This is a genomic window from Paenibacillus sp. IHB B 3415, assembly GCF_000802655.2.
GTDB lineage: Bacteria > Bacillota > Bacilli > Paenibacillales > Paenibacillaceae > Paenibacillus_AQ > Paenibacillus_AQ phytohabitans.
Genome location: NZ_JUEI01000015.1, coordinates 119513 through 143225, shown reverse-complemented (window position 1 = coordinate 143225; position 23713 = coordinate 119513). Strand labels below are relative to the sequence as shown.

The window sequence follows — 23713 nt, the reverse complement described above, 5'->3', positions numbered from 1 at the left end:
TTCATACGCACACATAAAGGAGCAGATGAATTTGAAAAACAAATGGCTGCTGGCGTTAACATTGGTGCTCATGCTCACCTTGACGCAAGCAGCAGGACCCCTACAGGCACAGGCTGGCGGCAAGCAAGAAGCGGTTTGCTTCAGCCCCAAGATGGTTCAGCTGAAAAGCGATATGCAGAAGGTATGGATTGACCATACCATATGGACGCGAAGCTATATTGTCAGTGCCATCTCTAATAACCCGGACCAGAAGGATGTGCTGAACCGGCTGCTGAGAAACCAGCAGGACATAGGCGATGTATTCAAACCGTATTACGGGGAGGCTGCCGGCAATAAGCTGGCGGAGCTGTTGAAAGAGCATATTGGGATTGCAGGCAAGATTGTAGCAGCCGCCAAAGCGGGCAATCAGGCTGATCTGAAGAAGCTGCAGGCCGATTGGCATAAGAATGCCGATGAGATTGCAACTTTTTTGAGCGCACTGAATCCGAACTGGCCGTTTAAAGTGGTGCAAGAGATGCTGTATGAGCACCTTCAGTTAGTTACAGACATTGTGCTGAGCTGCCTCAAGGGAGACTGGGCAGCAGATATTGCCGCAACCGACAAGAATGAGGTCCATATGATTCATTTAGCGGATGTTCTGACAATGGGCATTATCAAGCAGTTCCCGGAGAAATTCTAGGGAGCGTAATAAACACTGTTTGCACAGCAGCTTTTCATAATCGCCCGGAAGGGGATTGTGGAAAGCTTTTTTATGTGTTTAGCCATAGCAGAGTAACAGAGTGAACTGGCACGATATATTAATCCCCTAATCCCATCCTGTCAAGAAATAATTTGTGTGGGAGCCGCATTGCGGGGTATGCCCCCCTAAACTTAGCAAGTATGAATGAATTTGCGGGTATGAGGACCGTGACTGCTTTTTCCTATTCGTCCGGCTTCACGTAAAATTTGCTACAAGCCTAATTATGTACCATAGAAAGGAAGTGCTGTGCATGAACAGCGTGGATATAATCAGATTTGTGGTCCTTTACGGTCAAAAGCCTGAGCATGAATGTTACGGATACATGGAGCTGAATCATGAGGGCCATATGATTGCACTCTACAATAATTTTGGTGAGGAATTAGATTTGTATGGGGGTCACGAGCTTGTCCGGGTACGGACGCTTGGCCAATTTGATGACGAGGACCGCGATAATTTCTATTCCTTGTTGGAAAGTGACGGTGTAGGTTAATCCTACCGGGTTAACCTGCATCCAGCTAAATATCCCCAAGAAGTGCATCAAGCTGATCCCAATGCTCCGCAGTATGAATCATTTCTTCGGCAAAACGGGCAGGGACCCTGCTCGACGAATCGAGCGGCGGCTTGATCCACCAAAGCGACTCGATGCACCAGACATACTTGACTGCCCGCAAAAGAGTGCCCGGCGGCAGCGGGTGTACACTACGGTAGCCTTCAGCGAAAGCAGCAACCGCATCCCTGTGGAATCCGCTCCCGCTGAGTGTGCCGGAAAGGACTGCCCGCCCGAGGTCCAGCGCCGGAAACGAGTAGCGTGCCCGGTCGAAGTCAACGATGGCTGCCAGCGCGTCCCCTTCGAATAGCAGGTTGTCTGCCCACAGATCAAGGTGGGCCCAGCCAGCTGTCAGAGGCGTAAAGTCCTTATCTCCAAGTGAATCAGCAACCGCCTTCTGTAATTGCAGCGCGTTCCGGACACGCCCGGACGAGCTGCGGGCTGCCTCCCAGCTTACCTCCCAGGCGAGCTCCATCTCCTCGCGCGACAACTGCCAGGCCGGTTCACCCGCCGGCACTGCTGCTCCCAATCCTGATGCCGCTGCGGAATCCCAGACAGTATGCATATCCGCGGCAGCCCGTCCGAGTGAATGCATCGCCTGCTCACCGATCATACCGGCAGGCACCATAGCACCCGGACAGCATGTCATGACGGTCATGTATCTTCCGCAGGGCAGGATGTGCATGCAGCGCCCTTCCAGCGTTAACGGCTCAGGACACGGTCCTCCCGACTGATACCACAGGAGCTGCAGCTGCAGCGCATTCTCAATCTTGCCGCGAAACTCCGGATCCTCCATCTTGAACCGCCCGGGGTGATAGCTTTTGACGAACAGCCGCCCCTTATTCGTCCCGATAATCCACTTCTCGTTCATCAGCCCGCGATTCACACGCCCGGCAGACAGCAGCTCAGCCTCAAAATGCTTCTTCAGCCAGCCTGCGATCTCCCCAATTAATTGGTCCTCAGTCGTCAGCAGCATTCTAAGCCAACCCCTCTAATCAGATTCCCCTATTCATGATTCTATCTCAACAATGTCAATATTTCTCTGACAGAATTATCAACAAAGGCCCGCTCGGGCCGGGATTTCATGAACACAGTCAGTCCGATTAATGATATGACCAGTGTCTGCGCCAGACTCTTTGCGTTAATGCCGGGATCAAGCTCACCTGAATGCAACCCCCGTTCAACCGTTTCCTGGAAGATTACCGAGAGATACATCTGATGTTCTCTGGTCAGGATTGCAAATTTCTCATCATGAGGGGCAAGCTCCACCATCGAGTTGAGGCAAAAGCATCCCCAGTTCGGGCCTTTCCCATATTCCTTTACCACTAGATTCTCAAAAAAACTGCGGAATGCCTCTTTAACAGAAGAATTAGTCTGGAGTTTGCCCCGGATAGAGGCAGCGTGAGCACTCGTATATTTGCGAAGCGCAGCTTCAAATAGTCCTTTTTTATCTCCAAAGGCGGAGTATAGGCTGGGGCGCTGAATGCCCATTCTTGAAGTCAAATCGCTCAAAGAGGTAGCTTCGAATCCTTTCTCCCAGAATAGCTGCATCGCTGCATCCAACACCTTGTCTTCATCAAATTCACGTAGCCGGGCCAATATAACCCCTCTTTTCATATCGTTCAGTATATTATAATTTTATGTTTAACAGGCTGTCATGTCAATGTATTGACAGTTATCTTTGTTTATAGTTATATTTATCAGGTCATATTTCATACCGTTCAGTATATTATTGTGCGATCCGTTATACATTCATTTAAGGAGGCGTCTCTTTGGAAAAGGTAGTCGAACAACCGCTTATAGCATCCGAATCCGCTCCGGCATCCCCAATGTCCCGGAGTGTTGCACTCTTATTTGCCATCGCCTGCGGACTGGCAGTCGCCAATATCTATTATGCGCAGCCCCTGCTGGATGCTATTTCACACGAATTCGGGATTACTCATTCCTCCGTTGGCCTTGTTATTACCATTACTCAAGTTTGTTACGCGTTTGGACTGATATTGCTGGTGCCCCTCGGAGATTTGTTGAACCGGCGCTGGCTGATCGCCGGACAGATGCTAATATCCGTCCTGGCTCTGATTGTGGTTGGTACAGCCCATACCAGCAAGGTGTTATTCATAAGCATAGCTGCGGTTGGATTGCTTGCCGTAGTAACACAGACACTGGTTGCCTTCGCGGCAACTTTGGCAGACCCGGCTGAGCGCGGACGTACCGTGGGCGTGGTAACCAGCGGAATCGTTATTGGAATTCTGCTCGCACGGACGTTCGCCGGTGTATTGACGGATATAGCCGGTTGGCGCTCTGTCTACCTGGTCTCTGCGGGATTAACGCTAATCATGGCTGGCGTATTGTTTCGGGTGCTGCCCAAGGATGAGCCCTCAAGAGAATCCTTATCCTACCTGCAGCTGCTGCGTTCGCTGTTCACGTTATTCGCACAGGAGCGAATTCTGCGCATCCGCGCTGTACTGGCTCTGCTGATTTTTACCGCGTTCAGTATATTATGGACTTCCCTGGTGCTGCCGCTCAGCGCCCCGCCGCTGTCTCTTTCACATTCTGCGATTGGCGCGTTTGGACTCGCCGGAGTGGCTGGAGCATTGGCAGCAGCGCGGGCAGGCCGTCTTGCCGACCGGGGTTTAGGGCAGAGAACTACTGGCGCGGCATTGATTCTGTTGCTTCTGTCATGGCTGCCCATAAGTTATACTCAGCATTCACTTCCCGCATTAATCGCCGGCATTATCCTTCTTGATCTGGCAGTACAAGCTGTACATGTCACCAACCAGAGCATGATTCTTAATTTGCACCCGGAGGCACGCAGCAGGCTTACTGCCGGTTACATGATTTTCTATTCCATAGGCAGCGCCACCGGGTCAATCGCATCTACCAGCATCTATGCCCACTCAGGCTGGAACGGAGTATGCTTGTTAGGCGCAATCGTCAGTGCCCTGGCTCTGCTATTCTGGGCATTAACCCGCCGCCTTAAATAGATAAATATAAGGCCGCCCTTACAGGCGGCTCACGGCTCTCTTATATTCTGTGCATTGCGCAGACTAGTTAAGTTTGGTCACTTCCATTACCTTGCTGCTAAACTGGTAAGTTACACTGACATTCTCTATAATCTCCGTATCCTGATAGGCCAGGGAACCCTCGAACTCCAAGGTATCATTGTCCTTCCAGACGATGTTACTGGCATCACTATAATTTTCATAATCCGGGCGGATCCATGTGTCTATTTCTTGCTCCGCCCCATATTTGACTCTTGCGGATTCTATTAATTCCGGACTGGTTCTTCCTGCTTCCACATTAATAATCTGCACAAATTCACTTTTATTAGAGCAGGTGACGACCGCAACTAACTTCTTATCGGGTGAAGGAATCATATCTGTTATATACATAGAGGGTGCAGAGAAGCTTGAATATTCCTCCAGCTTATTGTCTTTGATCCTCCATAGGACATTCTGACTTCCATAATCCGAATAATTATTAAATAACGTAAATAACATACTGCCGTCTGCCAGTTTAACAATATACGGACTCCGGTAACTTTGGGACAGAATATCTATAGCAAAAGCAGCCGCATCGGCGATTTTGGGATTCTCATTTCGTGCAAACGGCTGAAGTTTATTCAATGCCTTTGCTCTTAAGCTTGGATCATTGAAGCCTTCCACCAGCCGGTTAATAGCAATATATACATGTTCTTCATTGTCACTTTTGAGGGCCTGCAGAAATTTCATCCCATCATACTTAGGAACGGGCAGTAACTCCATGTCTTCAGCTCTCAGATAACGGATATACGGCTCTGCGTTCTGATTCTTATAATATTCGGTTGCTAATAAAGCGGAAGCGGTTGAACTATAGAGTACAAGACAGGCAACCAGAGCCACCCACTTTTTAGAAAAGCCTTTTTTCCTTTTCTCCGCTCCGCTCGATCCGGCTGCTTCGATTAAATCTTCATCAATGAGTCCGATCTCGCGGTATAACTCTTCTCTTTTCACAGGTGAACTCCCCCCTTGGCTAAATGAGCTCTGAGCTTATGTCTTGTCCTGAAAAGAATGGACTTCACCTTACTGCTGCTCATCTGAAATCTCATAGCAAGTTCCTCTATAGAATCTGAATACCAGTACCGCCTAATAAATATATTTCTGGCTTGCTCCTCTATGCCATATAGAAATTCATTGATCAAGCTTGCGGTTTCACCCGCTTCATATTCTCCTTCTACCGTATCCGGGGAAGCTATGCATCCTTCCAGTTCGGTTAGAATGGCATCAAACTGACGGTTGCGTTTCTTGGCTGTATTATAGCTATATCTATCGAGCACTATATTACGTGTAATTCTCCCTAGAAATACAGATAGCTTCCTGGGCATCGTTGGCGGAATTGCATTCCACGCTGCCAAGTATGTATCATTCTCACATTCATCAATATCTGAGAGATTGGAAATGATGTTTCTGGCAATCACTCTGCAGTAAGCCCCGTATTTATTCTTGGTCTCTACAATGGCCTGCTGTGAACGCTGTAAGTATAGGTGGACTATTCCCTGATCTTCCATCTGCTATTCTCCTTATAAAAGCTCTTATCTATATAGTAGACAGTTCGTAGAATGGGTTGCACGTATACTATAATTCTCTCATAAAAAATCCTGGCATATAAGAAGTGATAAGCTTCTTACTGTCCAGGATTGTGAAGTTATCTATAGGTTGTAGCCTCTTTAGAGCAAATTAAAAGATAATCATTCCGCGTTCAGCGTAAGCGTGTCATCCTCCTCACTGGCTTCAGGTGCCAGACTTACAGTAATGTCTACAGTCAGGGCATCCGTTATAGCGGTATCCGTCCAGGACGTTCCGTCCCATATCTGCTTCAGATAGGTCACCGTTATCTTGAAATCACCTGTCACAGAGGGAAGGTACTCGGCCTCATATACCACATCAGTAACGGTAAACGTTCCCGACTTGCCCGCCTCCGTGGAGCTCCACGCTAACGGTTGATACCGCTCGTCGCCGATGATTGGCGGGATGTTGCTCTGATTATAGCCCTCCGCTGTCAGAATAATCGTCTGCCCCGCCACTGCACTGCTTGGACTGACACTAAGGCTATTTCCTTCAGCGCTGACCGCCGTATATACGTCCTGGGTCACCGTCTTGTTCGCAGCGGATTGCACCTTCTGTATACCTGTAACGCGGGCATTATCAAACACAGCATTCTGGGATGTTGTTCTGAAGCCGATTCTCCCAGCGGTTAATTCCGTTAGCGGGTTCGTCCATTCGAGCTTTAACTGGCCGTCCACATACCCTATGATCCGGTTTCCTTTGATGACCGCTTTAAGGGTATACCACTGATTCGCGGCCGCATCGGCGAACATCGTGCTGGACACAGAAGTCAGCGTTCCGTCTACCGCCTTGAACAGCTCCAGCTTCTTGTCGTTCACATTAATCCGGTACATATAATAGTTATTGGCATCCTGCACCCGGAAGAGAATGCCCGCATTGGCATTCGCGATGGGAACCTTCACTTTGGCTTCCACCGCAACATCCTTCCACGAATCCCCGGCTGTATTGAGCGCCGTAGTATTCCCCTTCGTCTGGATCAGCACCTTCGTGTTACCGTCTGTTGCCACATTCCAGTTACCCGCAGCAGCCGTCCACCCTGCGGTATCCCCATCTTCAAAGTTGTCGCTGAACCGGACAGAATTCGGATTAGAATCGATAGGCGTTTCATCCACATCTGTAACCTGTAGCGTGAAGCTCTTCGCCACAGACAGTCCGCTTGCGTCAACGCTCTTCACCCGGATCTTGTAGCTGCTCTGGACTTCATAATCCGGCGTGGTCCGGAGAATCAGCGTGTTCCCCAGCGGAGGGATGGAGAAGCTGCTGTTATCGGCATCCCCTTCTCCCGGAGTAAGTGCGTAAGTAAAGGTATCTCCCAAATCAGGATCGGTTGTAGCGAAGGTTCCGACTACGCCTCCCGGAGTGGTAAGCTCCGCAACACGGGTAGCACTCAGCGCAATATCGGTTGGCGGATTATGAATCTCTGTCACCTTGGCATCGTCAAACCAGATACCGGCAGAGGTGGTGCGGAAGCCGACTCCCCCGGAGGTGAGTTCAGTGTTCGGATTACTCCATGTAGTCTTTAATTGTCCGTCCACATACCCTTTGACCGTATTCCCCTGCACCGTTACCTTTAGCGTATACCATTGATTCTTCACAGGGGTAAAAGAAGTCTCGGATACAAGTGTCAGCGTTCCAGCTATAACTTTGTACAGCTGCAGCTGGCTCTTGCTTGCATCGATCCGGTACATATAGAAATTCTCCTGATCCTTCACCCGGAAGACAATGCCTGCGTTCTCACTTGTGTTATTGAAGGGTAACCGTGTTCTGGCTTCATACGTGTAATCCGTCCAGGGAGCACCGGCATTCGCGGTAATGAGCGCCGTCTGCGTCTTGCTGGTAGACAGAACCTGATTCCCTCCGTCCGCTGTCACCGCCCAGCTGGTTGTGCCTGAATGGGTCGTCCAATCCGAAATATCCCCATCTGTAAAGTTATCGCTAAACAGCGGCTGCTCAGAGTTCGCAAAGACTACGCCGCTCACATAATCATTGCGGATGGTTGCCTTCAGGTCGCTCATATTCTGCGCCAGCTTGCCTTTGACCACGACATCCGTAAACGTCACCCCGCTCACCATTCCGCCCTTGAGGGGCTGTCCCCGCAAAAACGACGTCTGCGTTCCTGTTTCCCGGACATTAATATTCTTGAACAAGACATTGCTCACATCGCCGGCAGTGACAGTGGAGACATAGAGCCAGAAATTGCCGAATTGCATGCTACGGACCCGTTCGATATCAATATTCTCATACGTAATATCCTTGGCATAGCCCTCCACCGGAAGTGTATTTAGGGAATAGCCATGATCCACGAAGAAAGCCCGGGCGCTATTATACACGTACGAATTACGGAAGGTTACACCGATCTGCGGTGTACATACGCCCATGCCGATCTTGAATGCCGCAGCGCGGGTCCAGGCCAGACTGTCGTCAAAGGTCACCCTTTCCAGTTGCTCAATCGCTCCCGGCCAATCCTTGGACATTCCTTTCTGCGGCCAGGTTTTGGTGGAATACGTATCGTCGTTGGAGATGGCAATGGCATGCTTCACCAGCACATCCTGACTTTCATTGATATCCATAGCATCTTCCTCAATATGGCCATACACGCTCTGGAATCCCTTGTAGTTGGTGATCTTCACATGGTCCGAGCGAACGACCATGAACGCCCAGAAGCCGCCATCGCGCAGAATTAATCCGTCGAAGGTGAAGTTGCTGGTCTGCATCGGTACCAGCAGATTATTGATGAACACTTCACCGTTCTTGTGCTGCCGCTCCTCCGGCAAGCCCTCCTTCCTCGGCGGATTCACCATCTTGCGATTGCGCATCTCGATCCCTTTCCCGTCAATGGTGCCGCGTCCGCGCATCGTAATATTGCTGGAATTCACCGCCGTGGTGATGAAATACGTTCCATCGGAGATCGTATCCTTGCGGAAGTCATTCCGGTAATCCTCGCCCCTGCCCGTGCCGACAATGACAGCTCCGCCAGCCAGGTAGAAGGTAACATTGCTTTTCAGGGTCAGATTGCTGCTCTTATACACGCCCGCCGGAATATACACCGTACCGCCCCCGGCTTGATTGGCGTCGTCAATCGCCCGCTGGATCGCATTCGAGGTTATCGTTGCCCCCGTTTTGTCTGCATTGTACGGTGCAGCAGTTACATTGTAGATTCCCGGACCGGAGGACGCGGGAATATTCGTCTCCAGCGGATCGGCAGCGATGACGAGTCTTTTCCGATGCTTCGTCCGGTCGGTTTCATCGTAATTTTCATTAGGGTCTTCATTGATATCTACAATGACATAGGTCGAGGCAGACAGGGTAAAGGTCAGCTTGTTCTTACTCCCGTTGACGGTCCCCTGGATGTTCTTGGCCAGCGGGCTGATCGAATACGATTCAATCGGCTTATTGCCCAGCATCGTAACTTCAATACTGACTGTTCCGTCAAACGAGAACTCGGCGTAATCGTATTCAGACTGATAGTTAATGACGGGAACCGCTTCATTATTGACTTTCAGTGAAAAGGCGCTGGATGCGGTATAGATCGAGGGCATCGGGTAGTTCTGTATGACCGCGGGTCCGGCCGCTGCCTGCGGCATAGATGCAGGATCAGCCGCCTCTGCGGTATCCGCTGAAGACACCCCGTAGTTGGCAGGGCTTTCGGCCGCACCGGCTGTCTGCGGGATGAAACCTGTGAATGTGACTGCAAGCGCTAGTAGAAGACTTATTACTTTTCTCGTAAGCATAAATACCTCCTCTAGATCCATATTGGCTCCTTCACAACCTCACATACGGAGTTATTCCTTACTATAATCCTGGTCCATGAAGAAAGGAGCGTGGCAGGCCCACTCTCCAGGGATACAATTATACTGTGCTGTATGAAATACACTGCTCTCTGTAGAGCAGGAAAAGTCGTAATAACACTTTGCTTAGCGAATCAGCACTTCCTTTGTCACCTGTGCAGGGAGCCGCCAAAGAACAACGAATTACTCATAGAAGGACTACTAAACTGGAGGGATTGAAATGGAAATTCTGAAAACCAAGGAAGCTGCGGAGCTGCTGTCCGTTAGCCAGACTACGATCAAACGCTGGGCGGCCATGTTCCCTGATTTCTTTCCAAAGGACCGTCTTGGACATTATACCTTCTCGGAGCGGCAAATCAGCCAGCTCAATCATATTAAAGACCGCATTAATCAGGGCGAAGCACTGGAAGGCATAGATCTGTATCTCACGAATGGCAACCTGCCAGCGAGCCCGCTGCAAGAGAATCTAAGCCCAGATACAGACGGTGACCCTATGAATAAAATATGGTCCCGGATCGGGTATATTGAACACGCACTGGATCAGAAAGCAAACGAGGTAGTTTCGATTCAGTTGCTCCAGCAGCGTGCTGAACTTGAGGATATGCGTGTAATGATTAAGCAATTATCCGCAACGCTGGAAACGATGCAGAAGCCCGGCAGTAAATCCCTCACCACGTATGAAGAGCTTCATCCGGTTGCCGCTGGCAGGCTGACGTCTCCGCCAAGGAAGCGCGGTCTATTGCGCTCTTTTTTCCCATTCCTATAGCCCTATCAAACGCTACTCTGCCGCCTCTTCACACAAAAAAGGTGCGACAAGCCCGGTTCATCACCAGACGCTCGCCGCACCTTCACTCTCTAACTTAAATTAATGCGTTGAAATGCCCTTCCGAGTCTACCGTCGCCGTCCGGGGATCGGTGAGACCGATACCCTTGAAGCCTCCCGTTCCTTCATTTCGCCAAAGGGGGAGGTGATCCTGAAGCGGAGATGCCGGTACGAAATTGGCAGGGGTGCTGCTTCCGCTCTTCAGTACGAGCTGGGACTCCAGCAGCCGGATTTGCCGCTGCAGCTGCTCCCGCCGGTACGGAGTCTGCATCTGACTTCCCTGTGCCGCATTCACTTTATCCAGTTCCATCATCAGCTGATTGCGCTGTTTCTCCAGGGAACTGACATCACTCTGTGTACCGCCATAGGCCGCTATGGGCTGTACGGAGCTGATGCCTGATACTGTCTGTGCCGCCATGATCTTTCCTCCGTTTCCTTGGCTCCCGCTCCAAATTCAGCCAAATTCGTAAGTTCTAATCATCTTTATTACCCCGCAGGCCCCGTTATGACAACATCAGAGCTGCGATTGGACAATAATCGTCTTATAGTCTCAGCCGGCCGCTTGTTTCGGCCCTACCAAAGACCCACCGGAGGCTGGCTAAAGTCCCTCCCGTCCAGTCCCCTACTCGTCCTTCAGCCGCCGCATATACAGAACAACCGACACAATCGTCAATACAACCGTCCATGCCAAAATAATGAGAAGGGGTTTCAAGACATCGCCCGTCGTATATCCTGTATCGCTTAGACCCAGCAAATGCACAAGCTGGCTGCTTGGCATGTAATCCAGCACTTTGAAGACCGGATAATCCTTCACTAGTACTGCGCCCCACGGGGCACCCATAAATATAAACGCCACAGGGAGTATAGATAATGAGGCTTCAAGCAACGTCTTGGAGAATAACCCGCAGATCGTCCCGGCTGCTGTGTACAGAATAATCGACAGGAAGATTGCGGCCACAAACGTCCAAATATTAGCTGGCTCATAGCCGAATAATAATGTGGAAATAGCGAGAACAACAGCAGACATGACAAAGACTAAACTGCTTTTACCGATGAGTACATCCAGGGTCGTAGCCGGAGTCATCATTAATGACCGTAAAGTGTTACGCTCCTTCTCTTCTGCAATCAGGCAGGCTTGTGCGAAACAGGTTAGCAGCACAAACGAACTATTAAAAAGAAAACCGCTGGCTCCGGGCAAAGACGCCCCTGCACCCCTGAAAAACAGAGCGATAATAATAGGAAAAATCAGCATAATGGAGACCGCATAATTGCGCGAGAACTCTTTGTAATCCTTCACAAATATCGCCCGGGCACGTTTCAATGAGATACTCATAGCAGCTCACTTCCTGTCATTTTAATAAAAATATCACCGAGGCTGGGCTCTTTCGTCTCGATCCGGTCAATGAGCCCCCGCTTCATCCAATCCGCGATTTGATCCGCCGTCTCCTCACCGATTGGAAGCTCATAGGCTTCCCCATTGGTTAAGTCAACACTAACTGCATTCTTCCGGTGCTGCCGTTTAAGCTCCTTCGGTGAGCCAATGGCCTGAATTTGTCCCTGATACAGAATGGCTACACGGTTGCACATCAATTCTGCTTCCGCCATATCATGCGTAGTCAGAAAAATCGTTGTCCCTTTCTCATTCAGGTAACGCAAGCCTTTATAAATATGTGCGGAGTTCACCGGGTCCAAAGCCGAGGTAGGCTCATCTAAGAATAATAATTCCGGCTCATGGATAATCGCGCAGGCCAGCATAACACGCTGACGCATCCCCTTCGATAAGAGATTGACTTTCTTTTTGCGCTCCCCGCTTAAGTTCACAAACTGCAGCACCTTATCGACCGCAGCTTTGGGAAGATCATATAACTTACGGTACAGCTCCAGATTCTCCTCAACCGATAACCGCTCATAGAGGCCGCTGTTATCCGTCAGAATGCCAAAGCGCATCTTCTGGGCAGACTGCTGCATCTTCTCCGCCGGCTGGTTAAATACACTTGCCTGTCCGCTAGTCGGATTTAGCTGCGCCGTAAGAATCTTGATTAATGTCGTTTTGCCTGCGCCACTCGGACCGAGGAACCCAAAAATTTCCCCCTTAGGAATGGAAAAAGACACATCTGCTAACGCGTCCTTCTGTCCAAAGCTCTTGCGGACACGTTCTACCTGGATAACCTCCATTAACTCCACATCCTTAGCGTTGATGGCATAAATATATAAGGAATACCCGCTTCCTGCCATCAAAACCCGCCGAAATGTAGCTGTAACCGGCTGAATGGTACCCATTAAATGCCCAGAAGTGCCTTTAATTCCTGCAATTTGGAACGGGATAACGGAACCACGGCATCCTGGCTTGTGTTTAACCGCAGGCTGTAGCTATTCTTCGTCCAGGTAATAATCTCTCTTACTTTCTGCAGATTAACGATGTAGGAGCGGTGACACCTGAAGAACCCGAAATTCAATAACCTCTGCTCCAGCTCGGTCAGCGTCAGCGCACAGTCATAATTCTCCCCGCCCACGTGAACAAGAATCGAACCCTCTACACTTTCTATAAAATCGATTTCAGGCGGATTAAATAAAATCACCTTGTCATTTCGTTTGGTAGAGATCTTCTGCAAGGTGATATTGGGCTCCTCCTGTTTATGTACGTCCTGCTTGTCCTCTTCGGAGTCCCGGATATCGAGCGGATGGAATCCGGACTCGTTCAACCGGTAAATGACATCACAGGAAATCAGGGCATCCTCTAAATTCGAAGTTAGAATTAAAAGCTGCTTTTCTCCCGACAAGTCATCCAGAATCCGTTTCAATTGACGGCGGTCCTGTTCTTCCAGGTAAAAGTAGGGCTCCTCCAGAACAAGTGCAGGCTGATACGCAAAAAAGACACGCAGCAAGGTTACATACATCCTTTTGGACGAGCTGAGATCCTTGATTTTTACCTTCCGTTCTTCTTTTAATGCAAAATACTCCATGAGCGAAGCGGTATGCTCCTTCCTCTCCGACACATGAATTAAAAATGTGATTAGCTCCTCCACTGTTAAACGCATATACTCGTGTTGCCCGGCCCGATATAAATAATAATGGGCATGATCCGCTAATTGATTCATTACAAGCTGCTTCCGCTTCAAGTCCGTTATAATGCCAACCGGCTGGCCCGGTGTCATATTGAATTCGATCTTCGGCAGGAATAATTCCCCGTCCTCATACATGGGTTGAAATTGCATACCGTCCTCCTGGTCATTGCTGCTATAGATATATATGCCAATTATATAAGTACCGCAACAAAGAGAACAGCCCTTATGCTGTTCTCTTCCGCGGTCTGCCTCAGAAGCAGGTGAACGAGCTGACCCGGTTCAGATCAATGCCGAAATACGTCCAGAAGAAACCGGTCCATCGGAACCCTGCAATTGAACTGCGCCCGACGAATATCGGGAAGAACCAGAATTGCTCGCCATTGTTCAGCCAAATGTATGTGTTGCGGAACAGGCAGCGTCTAATTCCTCCGGGGTCGATGGCGAATGTGGTAATCGGCATTTGCGGCACGAATTGCGGCGGAGGGGACGTCGGCGCCTGAACGCCTCCCGGTCCGCCTCCCGGAGGTCCCGGAGTCCCCGGAAATCCGCCGGGACCTCCACCTGGAAACCCAGGTCCTCCTGGTCCTCCCGGAATCCCCGGAAATCCGCCGCCGGTTCCCGGTGTTGGAAAAAATCCCATATATGATCGCTCCTTTCAAGTGAGTAGGCATAATCATCATATGCATTCGCGGAGAAGGCGCTTGGGCGGATGCCCAGTGTACATGCGCCTGACGTAAATTCAGACTTCACACAAAATAACCCCACAACTATCAAAAAAGAGCCGCACCCTCATCGGGTGCAGCTCATTATCCGTAAATTAGTCTTCAAGCTCCGTATATATTTGAAAGGTCACGCCGAATTTGTCCGTTACATCACCAAACCCGGGGCTGAAGGGTTCTTCTTTAAACGGCATATTGACCTGACCCTCCTGCCGCAAGGCTTCATAGATCCGCTTGGATTCTTCTACATCATTCGTTGTAATGCAGATAGTAACCCGTTTCCCGTTTCCAGCAGGCGAACCGCCTGGAGCATCGGATAACATAAGCTCCGTACCTCCAACCTTTAGCTTGGCGTGTGCTACAAGACTCCTCAGATCGTCCGTGAATGTGCCCGGCATCTCCGGCATGTCACCGTAAGTCATCATAGAGAGGGTTTGTGCGCCGATGGCTTGTTCATAGAACTGAATGGCTTCCTTTACCCGGCCCTCCAAAGTAATGTAAGGGGTAAGTTTTACCGTCATAAGATTGTTCCTCCTTGAGTTTGGATTGAACCCGCATTTGTGATTCATTAGTATAGACGATCCGGCCGCCGCAAACTCATCGGTCTATTGAAAAATTCTGCCTCGCGTCCAAATCTGCCGGCAATCCAAATCGTACAAATAACTCAGGATCAATGAAATGATGGATATGAGCGATCTTCCCCACTTCCAGCTCTGGAATATGAATGCTCCACGGAACCAGCCGTCCATCCGGTCCGGCGGGGACATACTGGGCTAAAGCGGGGCAATCCCCGTTAGCCCGAACCGGCAGCAATCTGGAGCCCAAACAATGGCTGCGTGTAATAGTGTAGAATGACGACAGATTAGAGCTGCCGCGAACCCACATCGTAAATGGCGGCATCGACAAGCTGCCGTTCTCGTGGAATAAGGCCAACAAGGCATCAATATCATACTGTTCGAAGGCTTCCATATAACTTGCAAGCACTTGTTGATCTGCCTGGGCATCTCCCCCTTGTAACTCCTCGGACCGGAGATTGGACCGGGCGATACCCGACCGGGCCCGTTGCACAGCACTGTTGACGGCTGCTGTGGTCATTCCCATCGCATGTGCTGCCTCGTTAGCCGACCACCGGAAGACATCAAGCAGGATCAGTACAGCGCGTTGCCGGGGCGGCAGTATTTGCAGGATCGCAATAAAAGATAACCGGACGGTTTCTCTGTTGACCACGATGTTGGCCGGGTCGATAGCGTTATCGGGGGCCGGCCATATCCAAGAATTCCGGGGCAAGCTGTCACTGGGCTCCATAATAATAGCCGCGGGTTCAGAGAGATCCATCGGAAGTGCCCGCCGCTTGGCATTCCTCAGCCTGTCCAAACAAACATTAGTGGCTATCCGGTACACCCATGCCTTACGGGAAGAATCCTGCCGGATCTGATCCCAGCTCTGCCAGGCGCGGAGCAAGGTATCCTGCACAGCATCCTCTGCTTCAAAGATGGACCCCATCATCCGGTAACAATATCCGGTTAGTTCAGAGCGCAGCTCCTCAAGCATGTCTATTCCATGCTTTTGGCTCATATTACGTTTCCTCCTTTGGGGTCGGTTAGAGTTGCCGGAAGCGGATGCTGCTACTCCGCCGCTTCCGCCAGCCAGGCTTGCATAGCCGGAGAATCCGCATGGTTCAAGCGCAGGGCGATTTCAGTATTGATCTTATCCGGCGGCATGACCTCGACAAGGACGCATATGGACTCCCGCGGTTGATTCAAGGTAAACACACCTTGATCATCGAGCATTTTCATAGCCAGCTCCATCGCCTTCAGCCTCATATCAAACTCGCGGTTACCTTCGTCCTCTTCAAGCTCCCAGATGGAAGGGCGCTCCATAAACAATTGTTTGACGCCGCCAAAGTTCTCATCCCCGTAGCTACAATAGGGTGAATCGGCGTAGGACCATTTGATGAACTCGGCAATCGTTGCTTCCGGCGCACCGCTTTCTTCTCCTTGTCTGGCTGCTTCCCGCTCCAAAGCCTCCCATGACCAGGCGGAGAGGCTTGGCGCATGTCCCTCGCCGGTAGTATATAGCGTACAGTAATAGTAACGTTCACCATTTTCAAAAAGAGTCCGAAAAGACGTTCTGGCAGCATCGGCAATCGCTAACGCCAGCGACTCCATTTCTTGCATCGGCTTCATGACATGACTCTCCTTTCCGTTAGCCGGGCAGCACCCAGATTATCAGTTATTATCTGAAACCGCTTCGCACCCATTCAACAAGAGCCACTGCTCCATAACGGCAAACGCCTGCTCTGCATCCTGTTCATAGAAGACGGCCACCTCTTGCTGGTAGGCATAATTTAATCGTACATAGCCGCCTAGCTGCCGGTAGAACAGGAAGCAGGCATAGGCATTCTCAATGGACAAATCCGGCGGAAATTCCTTTTGGCATAATTCGGCCAGTCCGGGCAGCGTAAGCAGTCCCTGCCCTTGGGGCAAACGCAAAAAGAGATGGCTCCGGGTACCCGTCCACGGTTCATAATAGACGGGCTCCTCCTGGCTTCTCCCATACACCTGACGATATATTTCGTCCAGCACCAAGGCGTACATCGCTTCGTCATCCGGCTCCCGTGCCTGCAGGGAAATCGCCTCTACGCGCTCCGCATGCCGGGGCAGCCAGAGCAGACCGGCCATCCGGGGATGCACGGCCAGAAAATCACCGTCCACCGTTGTGCCTATAACAATACACTCGCCGATCTGCTCTTCAGTAATGGGGCTCTCTTCGTCATGCTCCCATAACCCGTACTCCGCAAAAGGCTTAAGCACCTCCGCATCCGGAAACTGGACATTCATCCACCCTCTATAAGTCCCTTCACCGAATCGCTGCAAGAACTGAAGGTAGGCTGGTGGATACACAGTGGCAGCTCCCTTAGCAAGCACCAGGTTCTGGCCCTCAGACAGCGGTTTTGGCCGGGATACGATGTACATAAATACTCCCCCTTTTATTGATAACCCAGTGCCGCTAAGGATTGTTGTATTTCCCGGTCTGTTTTACTTTTGAACGTTGCAAACTCCACTGAAGATAAAAAATTCGGAAGTTTCTGTTGGATAAAGGAATCATAATCGATTGCTGTTCCGAGAATGCGAAGGGTGTGCAGCGAAGGCAGCTGGTCCATTCCCGTCAAACGGGTTAAGCCTTTACAATTCCTGATCGACAGCTCCTCCAGTTCATTCATTTGCTGGTCAAAGCTGATTGTCTGCAGCTGAATTTGATCCTCAATCACAAGTCTCTTCAGTCCTTGAAAGGCCGTAATATTAGTCAGATCATGAAAGCCCCGGACCCGGGTGATCTCCAGGTTCGCGATGGTATTCTCTTCAATTTCCTGAATATTCTCCCGGCCTCCAAGCAGAATGCGCAAATGCTCCAGCTTCCTCAGCCGGTTAACGAAATGCAAGGGCAGCTTGCTGACCGAATGCAGCGCGAGATAATTCAAGTCCTCCAGATCACCTATAGCCTCAAGGTTTTTAACCTTGCCCCCTACATGAAGCTCCTCCAGATCGGAGTACTCTTTGAAATGTTGGAGGTTGAGCGTCTTTTTATCCGACATAACGGTTAATTTATTCAGAGTGCGCAACGTATCAAGCCCCAGAATTTCCGGGTTCTCCAGCTCGTATATGCCTATACTTAGACTGCGCAGGTGCTCCAAGTGGTCCAAGGCATCGGTGTGATGGGCCTGAGTAAGGCTATCGAGGTGCAGCATTTTGACATTAGGGACCCGCAAGAGCGTATGACAATCAAAAGACAGCGAATAGTGGGCATAGAAACGAACTCCGAAATTCTCATCCCAGCGCGCACAAAGCTCATCCATTTCTTCCAATATAGAGCCATAGAACTCGGGGTGTGAGAACTGAACAATAACCTGGTTGCCGCTGCGCAAATCCTGCTCCATCTGTATCCGGTCCAGCGTAGCCGGATTATTGATCAGAATCCGTTTTTTCCATATTTTCCGCACACGTGAATCCTCCTATTTATAAAATCCGCTATGCTTTAATTTGTCCATTTCTGATTCACCGTCACTCCTTCAAAATTCATATTTCTTGAAGCGTTCTCCGAGCGTTTCTTCGTACGGGACCCACTCCCAATCGCACCATAAAGACATGCCTACGAGCTCTGACAGCTTATCTACGGCTTGTTCCGGGCTGGTTATCCCAATAAAGCCGTCAAAATCCTCATTGCGGATATCCAGCGCCCTCTGCAAGTAGTCATCATCGATGCGCTCTTCCTGGAGTTGTTCATAATCATCCCTCGTCCACTGCTCACAAAAGATTCTTTCAGCCTGAATGTCCCCATACTCGAACAATGACAACTCGAATATCTCCTCATTTATATATCCGGCGGTCATCACCGGCTCGCGGGTAAGCCTGGACAAGGTTCTGCCGATCTCCTTCACCGTACCCCATACAAAATAGTCATGGAGCACGCTAATCCAGTTCTCGTTGCTTTTGCTTACATACATGGCAACTTTGCTCTCTGGAGCCTCGTCATTTGACTTGCCTAATGCTGAAGCATGCCCTTCGCTTAGCCCTCTTAGTGCCTCAACAGTCTTCTCAAGATTGTTCGACTTGATATGCAAATTTGCAAATGATCTCCCCACGGGGTGAACCCCTCCTTCATTTCCTCATCTGTTCAGTAATCGCGCGCTGCATCGAACCAGCGCTGGGCCATCTCCTCTGTGATAGGCTGGCCAATTAGATGTTCAGACTGGCTGAGTTGCCATACCGCTTCGCTAAGATCTTCGCGTTCTGTGGTTTCGATGCCCTTGAGGGTATTGAAGCGTACGGTAAAAGCAGTAATGGCAGCCTCTGCATCGTGGAAGCTGCGGGCCTGGGCCAACGCTGCCTGGGCAGCGCTGTAAGCTTCGTTAGCCAGCTTGGCCAGACGTTTAGGCCAGGATGAGAATGGGCGGCCATACTCGGCCGTCCACCACTCCGGCTTTCGCAATTGGCTCACCGAAGCATGTTCGGTCCACGGGCGGGTGTTAGCGCGTGCTTTCATTTGCTGCTTGAGGCGCTTGCCCGCAAGCTCTTCCACATTGTAGGCGATAAACCTGCCCAGCTGCGGCCAGGCATTCAAGGGAGGCAAATCCCCCAAATCCGGCATGAAACGCAGCTCCAGATTTCTTAACCGGACATGACGGGCCAACAGGTCCAGGCCGCAGAAGTTCCCCCACAAACTCAGTGAGTCAAGGCTCGGGAACCGGTTCAGACACTCCAGCGAAATGGGCTGTCCCAGCGGCGCATTCTGTAGCGTCAGGCTTGTCACTTGGTGCAATTCACCCAGGCCGGGCAGCAAGAACGGAGCATCATTCTTGCGCCGGCTAGTGCGTGGCGCCAGTGTCAGAGAAGATGGTACACCGCCCGTGGCCGACAAGTGTGATAGATTACCGGACACACTCAGGCGGAAATCCCGCTCCGGAAGCCGCAGGCTCAGGTGCCCCCCGGACGGTTTCAGCACGATATGCAAGCCGTGAATAGAGGACTTGCTGGCGTCTGCTGCCATGTCTTCAGACAGGATTGGATTCCATGTCAGCTCTTCAACGGGACGTTCCTGCGCCCAGTCAAAGAAGCCCGTATTATCTCCTGTATAGTGTAGAAATCGCGGCCAGGGCGAGCCGGCCGGCGTGGCGAAGGCATCGAATACAGTCCAATCAATCTGCGCGTCAGGCTCAACATGAAGCTCGGCCTTCTTCCCCAATTCCGCAGGTCCGATGGAAAGACTGCCCACACCGGGCTGAATGGCGAGAGTGTGACTGCGCGGGCCTGTCAGGTCGATGGGATAACGGCCAGCTTCTCTAAGCGAACCGGCAGGAGGACGAGCTTGGTTATCACCATTCATAGAAATTATCCTCGATCAATTCCTCGAAAGAGTCTGCTAATAGCTTGCTCTCCCCGCTATCGTGATAACAGATAGTAACCTTTCCTGCCGGATCAATGAGTATCGGATCGCCGGAGCCATCCATGGAAATAACATAACAGGTTGCTAGAAGCTCTGCAAAAGGATGGTTCTCGAATTGCTCCCGGAACCCCAGCGTCAAATCAACAACGGTTTCGTTCCCGAGGCTAGAGCCATTCGAAAATGCATGTATTGCAAGACCTGCATATGCTCCCCCAAACATTTTGATAAAGTCTATGTAGTCCTCATGAAAGCTTACATTCAGCTGCTGCTGTGCTTTAACGATTTCCTCTGGGCTCGCCGGAATACCTAGTAATGATCTGTTATCCTCCCGGTGGAGAAAAACTTCCAATCGCTTCATTAACGCATCCTTCATAGATAATCTCCTTCCAGCCACAGGTAAGATTCGCGCCTCTGGCTACAGTCATACTAATTATATAAACTGTATGGAGCTCTTTTCACCTTTTTTGGCAAAGGCGGCATTATTACATATAATCGTCATAAGAGCTATGCATCAGAGGAGGATCTATGTTGAACAAGAAATCACTCATTGCAAGATGGAACGATGACCAGCTTAATGAAGTGAACCGGCTACTCGCCGCTGTTACAGGCAAACCTAACCTGCATCAAAAAGACCGCTCTTTTCCATCCTCCCCCTATGGACAAAATGAGGCTGGGCTTGAGGATTACCGGGGAGTTACCCTGACTGAGACCATACAATACCTTACAGTACAGGGTGCCGATCTGTCTTATGCACGTTTCGATGACTCTGCAAGCTTGAACACTTCAACCTTTACAAATTGTTGCTTTGACGGGGTTAAACTGGATAGCAGATATGTGACTCATACCTTCAGCCACTGTTCTTTCCGGGGAGCCAAGCTGAATAATGCCAGGATCAGCAAGGAGTTTAACAATTGCGATTTTACAGGCTGCAACTTAAGTAAAGTGATAGCGAACGATGTATCCTTTACACGCTGCCATTTTGCCAACGCTAATTTTCGCGGTGCCTTATTGTTGTGTTGCCGGTTCGAGGAATGCAGCTTTGATGGAGCTTTCTTTCAGGACGGCTCGGTAGCCGGAAGCCGCTTTACGGGAGAGGCTGGCCTGCTACCTGTTTGGGGAAATACTATACTGGACAATGTCAAAATCCATGAATGATGTCTGCTTGAAGCAATGAGCAGCCTGCTATTTCAGCGCCATCCCATACCAGTTACCCTTCAGCTTATCCAGCACGTAATCAGTAGCATCACTGTCATAATCATTTACGAGTATATCGCGACTCTCGCAATACACAATATCTCAAACAACTGTGAATGCTCCTTAAAAATATCATATTTCGCCCTGTAATACCTATCGGTAGAGACGTACCCTGCCGCCACAATCAATACTATCGCGGCACTGCGTATAAGAAGAAGTTTTTTGAAGCTCATGAATTCACCTCCGTTATAATAGCTCCAGCCTGCTACCCTTAATCATAGATTAAGCGCTACAGTCCAGCCATGCTACAGCAAAACGCACAAGCGAATGGCTTGTGCGTTTGCTTATACCGGCCTAAGCTGTCAATAAATCTTCTTCAGCAGCCCAATCACTTCATCCAGGGTGAGGCCAAAGGACTTGTAGTAGGAGGTGTCGTTCTCCATTTGCTTCAGGACCATCTCGTTGCGTATCCGCAGCATCTCACCCCGCGAGAATTCGGCTACAAAGCATCCTTTACCTGTTACCGTGTTGATCAAACCGCTCCGCTCAAGTTCCTCCCAAGCCTTCTTAACGGTGATGACACTAACATGCAGCTCCAGGGCTGCCTGCCGGATGGGCGGCAGACAATAGCCGCTTTCCAGCTCTCCCTTCAGAATTTGCGCGCTAATCTGTTCGTACAGCTGCTGATAAATCGGTTTCTCCGATGTGTTCGAAATTGTTACATTCATAATATCTCCACTTTCAGAAATCTCTTTACGGCAATCCGATAGGCAGCTAGGGTAAATAGTATAAAAATCACGATACCTGCGATCAGGATGGAAAGCTGCAGTGCCGTATTATCCGTCCCTGAGCCATAGAAAATGTCGTTTACCCAAGGCCGTTGGATTCCGGCCCATTGGGCCACTCCGGCAAAAAGGATAGCGCCTGTAGTGGATGCGGTCGTTGCCGCTCCATACTTATACGCCGTCTTGTAATACATGGATATAAATAGGATGTTGAAGATCGCCAGCATGATGAAACATAATCCCCAAAAACCCATATGCGGCGGATAGAAAATGTAAGTCAGATGAGGATACAAGCGGAACGTAAATATGCTGAAGATCATCGCGATGACAAGATGCATAAGCTCAAGAATAACAACAACGGTTATCCGGGACTTTACGATGTCTGTTTTGGTCACTGGCATCATCGTGCTGAACATCAGATCATTCTGACTCTTGAATCCGCCAAACATGTTCGGTACCGTTAAGAAGCAGAAATACAGCGGCACGAGAAAATAGACCCAGCCGGGGATAAGCATTAAGCCGCCTAAAATAAAGGGTAAAGCGAAGAACCAGGGATTTACGCCTAATTTCAAATCCTTCATCACCAAATTATACATATACATTCTCCTTTTTCGCAAAGTAGATCATGATTTCATCAAGACTCGGCGTGGTTGCCCTCAGGCTGGAGGATGGATCAATGTCTTTGGTATGAATCAGTCCGGTAAAACCGAACGAGTTGATTTTGTAGGAAATCAACTGCTCCTTCACTTCGCTTAATTGGGCTTCGCTGCCGCTGAGCAAACGGTAAGACTCCTTTAATTCGTTTTTCTCGGAGCTGGCAATAACTTGCCCTTGTTCAATGAAGGTTATATAATCCGCACATCGTTCTAAGTCGGAGGTAATATGAGTAGAGAAAAGAATGCTGATCTCGCCGCCGATGATGAGCTCCTGAAAGATATCGAGCAGATCATCTCTGGAGACAGGATCGAGTCCGCTGGTCGGCTCATCCAGGATGAGCAGCTTTGCGCCATGCGATAAAGCAAGGGCCAAGCTGTACTTTACCTTCATCCCTCGGGACAGCTCCGCTATTTTTTTGTTCTCATCCAGCTTGAATCGCTTGAGATAATTGTAGTAAGTTTCATCATTCCAATTCTTATAGAACTTCTTGGTAATATCGGTCAGTGTCTTGATCTTGCTGCGTGTATAGAAATCGATATCACCGAATGCGCATCCGATTTCTTGCTTCAATTCAATCTCGTGATCAGCGATATTCTTGCCAAGAATATATATCTCGCCGCTATCCACATGAACCATGTTCAAGATTGATTTGATCGTGGTCGTTTTACCGGCGCCATTGGCCCCGATGAACCCCATAATGTAGCCCTTCTCCAATTGAAAAGATACATCCTTGATCTGAAAGTGCGGATATTTTTTATTTAAATTTCGAATATCTAATGCCAGCATACCCTACCTCCTCAATAAATTGTGTATTCCGTATATACACAATGTATCACGAGACTTTGGCAA

The 23713-nt window shown here is 49.8% G+C and carries 26 protein-coding genes; 5 read left to right on the top strand and 21 right to left on the bottom strand.

What is annotated here, in order from left to right:
- Positions 1 to 25: 25 nt before the first annotated feature.
- Together QW71_RS08425 and QW71_RS08420 are read left to right on the top strand one after the other, a co-directional pair.
- Positions 26 to 679 (top strand): hypothetical protein, encoded by a 654-nt coding sequence (locus QW71_RS08425; protein WP_039296074.1) that lies wholly within the window; start codon positions 26 to 28, stop codon positions 677 to 679.
- 310 nt (positions 680 to 989) lie between these two features.
- Entirely contained in the window at positions 990 to 1229 is a 240-nt protein-coding gene (locus QW71_RS08420; RefSeq protein ID WP_039296070.1) for a hypothetical protein, read from the top strand.
- Positions 1230 to 1254: 25 nt separating this feature from the next.
- Here QW71_RS08420 and QW71_RS37830 read toward each other — a convergent pair whose 3' ends face one another.
- Positions 1255 to 2262, bottom strand: a complete 1008-nt coding sequence (locus tag QW71_RS37830; RefSeq protein ID WP_052769930.1) for a phosphotransferase — start codon at positions 2260 to 2262, stop codon at positions 1255 to 1257.
- A gap of 41 nt (positions 2263 to 2303) precedes the next feature.
- Positions 2304 to 2885 (bottom strand): TetR/AcrR family transcriptional regulator, encoded by a 582-nt coding sequence (locus QW71_RS08410; protein ID WP_039296067.1) that lies wholly within the window; start codon positions 2883 to 2885, stop codon positions 2304 to 2306.
- Between the two features lie 230 nt (positions 2886 to 3115).
- Here QW71_RS08410 and QW71_RS08405 point away from each other — a divergent pair, with 230 nt between their 5' ends.
- The gene (locus tag QW71_RS08405; RefSeq protein WP_083442473.1) at positions 3116 to 4270 is read left to right on the top strand and encodes an MFS transporter; all 1155 of its coding nucleotides are present in this window, start codon (positions 3116 to 3118) and stop codon (positions 4268 to 4270) included.
- Between the two features lie 63 nt (positions 4271 to 4333).
- Here QW71_RS08405 and QW71_RS08400 read toward each other — a convergent pair whose 3' ends face one another.
- The 3 genes from QW71_RS08400 to QW71_RS08390 all read right to left on the bottom strand — a co-directional run bounded on the left by QW71_RS08400 (position 4334) and on the right by QW71_RS08390 (position 9621).
- Positions 4334 to 5278 carry a hypothetical protein gene (locus tag QW71_RS08400; protein WP_039296062.1) on the bottom strand — a complete coding sequence of 315 codons (945 nt, stop codon included), beginning with the start codon at positions 5276 to 5278 and terminating at the stop codon, positions 4334 to 4336.
- The gene (locus QW71_RS08395; protein ID WP_039296061.1) at positions 5275 to 5832 is read right to left on the bottom strand and encodes an RNA polymerase sigma factor; all 558 of its coding nucleotides are present in this window, start codon (positions 5830 to 5832) and stop codon (positions 5275 to 5277) included. The genes QW71_RS08400 and QW71_RS08395 overlap by 4 nt, the downstream gene beginning before the upstream one ends.
- A gap of 180 nt (positions 5833 to 6012) precedes the next feature.
- Complete coding sequence (locus QW71_RS08390) at positions 6013 to 9621, bottom strand: family 16 glycoside hydrolase (protein WP_063776436.1); 3609 nt, start codon at positions 9619 to 9621, stop codon at positions 6013 to 6015.
- A 277-nt stretch (positions 9622 to 9898) separates the two neighbouring features.
- Here QW71_RS08390 and QW71_RS08385 point away from each other — a divergent pair, with 277 nt between their 5' ends.
- Positions 9899 to 10444, top strand: coding sequence for a MerR family transcriptional regulator (locus tag QW71_RS08385; RefSeq protein ID WP_039296059.1), 546 nt, complete (start codon positions 9899 to 9901; stop codon positions 10442 to 10444).
- Positions 10445 to 10538: 94 nt separating this feature from the next.
- Here QW71_RS08385 and QW71_RS08380 read toward each other — a convergent pair whose 3' ends face one another.
- The 13 genes from QW71_RS08380 to QW71_RS08320 form a co-directional block, all read right to left on the bottom strand.
- Complete coding sequence (locus QW71_RS08380; RefSeq protein ID WP_039296057.1) at positions 10539 to 10919, bottom strand: hypothetical protein; 381 nt, start codon at positions 10917 to 10919, stop codon at positions 10539 to 10541.
- Between the two features lie 204 nt (positions 10920 to 11123).
- Positions 11124 to 11834: an ABC transporter permease gene (locus QW71_RS08375; RefSeq protein WP_039296055.1), complete on the bottom strand. Its 711-nt coding sequence runs from the start codon at positions 11832 to 11834 to the stop codon at positions 11124 to 11126.
- A complete protein-coding gene (locus QW71_RS08370; RefSeq protein ID WP_039296236.1) occupies positions 11831 to 12676 on the bottom strand; it encodes an ABC transporter ATP-binding protein in 846 nt (281 codons plus the stop codon). The genes QW71_RS08375 and QW71_RS08370 overlap by 4 nt, the downstream gene beginning before the upstream one ends.
- 104 nt (positions 12677 to 12780) lie before the next feature.
- Positions 12781 to 13716: a LytTR family transcriptional regulator DNA-binding domain-containing protein gene (locus tag QW71_RS08365; protein WP_039296053.1), complete on the bottom strand. Its 936-nt coding sequence runs from the start codon at positions 13714 to 13716 to the stop codon at positions 12781 to 12783.
- A 100-nt stretch (positions 13717 to 13816) separates the two neighbouring features.
- Positions 13817 to 14206: a hypothetical protein gene (locus tag QW71_RS08360; RefSeq protein WP_039296051.1), complete on the bottom strand. Its 390-nt coding sequence runs from the start codon at positions 14204 to 14206 to the stop codon at positions 13817 to 13819.
- A 177-nt stretch (positions 14207 to 14383) separates the two neighbouring features.
- Positions 14384 to 14806 carry a VOC family protein gene (locus tag QW71_RS08355; RefSeq protein ID WP_039296049.1) on the bottom strand — a complete coding sequence of 141 codons (423 nt, stop codon included), beginning with the start codon at positions 14804 to 14806 and terminating at the stop codon, positions 14384 to 14386.
- Between the two features lie 76 nt (positions 14807 to 14882).
- Positions 14883 to 15935 (bottom strand): sigma-70 family RNA polymerase sigma factor, encoded by a 1053-nt coding sequence (locus tag QW71_RS08350; protein WP_268794608.1) that lies wholly within the window; start codon positions 15933 to 15935, stop codon positions 14883 to 14885.
- Complete coding sequence (locus QW71_RS08345; protein WP_039296047.1) at positions 15911 to 16471, bottom strand: DUF4303 domain-containing protein; 561 nt, start codon at positions 16469 to 16471, stop codon at positions 15911 to 15913. The genes QW71_RS08350 and QW71_RS08345 overlap by 25 nt, the downstream gene beginning before the upstream one ends.
- Before the next feature lie 42 nt (positions 16472 to 16513).
- Positions 16514 to 17260: a hypothetical protein gene (locus tag QW71_RS08340; protein ID WP_039296045.1), complete on the bottom strand. Its 747-nt coding sequence runs from the start codon at positions 17258 to 17260 to the stop codon at positions 16514 to 16516.
- Between the two features lie 14 nt (positions 17261 to 17274).
- Positions 17275 to 18285 carry a hypothetical protein gene (locus tag QW71_RS08335; RefSeq protein WP_039296044.1) on the bottom strand — a complete coding sequence of 337 codons (1011 nt, stop codon included), beginning with the start codon at positions 18283 to 18285 and terminating at the stop codon, positions 17275 to 17277.
- 69 nt (positions 18286 to 18354) lie between these two features.
- A complete protein-coding gene (locus QW71_RS08330) occupies positions 18355 to 18927 on the bottom strand; it encodes a hypothetical protein (protein ID WP_039296042.1) in 573 nt (190 codons plus the stop codon).
- Between the two features lie 32 nt (positions 18928 to 18959).
- Entirely contained in the window at positions 18960 to 20168 is a 1209-nt protein-coding gene (locus QW71_RS08325; RefSeq protein WP_039296040.1) for a hypothetical protein, read from the bottom strand.
- On the bottom strand, positions 20158 to 20601 hold the full coding sequence (locus QW71_RS08320) for an SMI1/KNR4 family protein (RefSeq protein ID WP_039296038.1): 444 nt from the start codon (positions 20599 to 20601) through the stop codon (positions 20158 to 20160). Before QW71_RS08320 ends, QW71_RS08325 begins: the two co-directional genes overlap by 11 nt.
- Positions 20602 to 20753: 152 nt before the next feature.
- Between QW71_RS08320 and QW71_RS08315 the strand changes: the two genes are divergently transcribed.
- Positions 20754 to 21383 (top strand): pentapeptide repeat-containing protein, encoded by a 630-nt coding sequence (locus QW71_RS08315; RefSeq protein WP_235441422.1) that lies wholly within the window; start codon positions 20754 to 20756, stop codon positions 21381 to 21383.
- Between the two features lie 401 nt (positions 21384 to 21784).
- Here QW71_RS08315 and QW71_RS08310 read toward each other — a convergent pair whose 3' ends face one another.
- From QW71_RS08310 to QW71_RS08300, 3 genes are read right to left on the bottom strand one after another with little or no spacing between them, the layout of a single operon-like run.
- Positions 21785 to 22150 (bottom strand): GntR family transcriptional regulator, encoded by a 366-nt coding sequence (locus QW71_RS08310; protein ID WP_039296034.1) that lies wholly within the window; start codon positions 22148 to 22150, stop codon positions 21785 to 21787.
- Positions 22147 to 22803, bottom strand: coding sequence for an ABC-2 transporter permease (locus tag QW71_RS08305; protein ID WP_039296032.1), 657 nt, complete (start codon positions 22801 to 22803; stop codon positions 22147 to 22149). The genes QW71_RS08310 and QW71_RS08305 overlap by 4 nt, the downstream gene beginning before the upstream one ends.
- Positions 22796 to 23650, bottom strand: coding sequence for an ABC transporter ATP-binding protein (locus tag QW71_RS08300; RefSeq protein ID WP_039296030.1), 855 nt, complete (start codon positions 23648 to 23650; stop codon positions 22796 to 22798). The genes QW71_RS08305 and QW71_RS08300 overlap by 8 nt, the downstream gene beginning before the upstream one ends.
- Between the last annotated feature and the right edge of the window lie 63 nt (positions 23651 to 23713).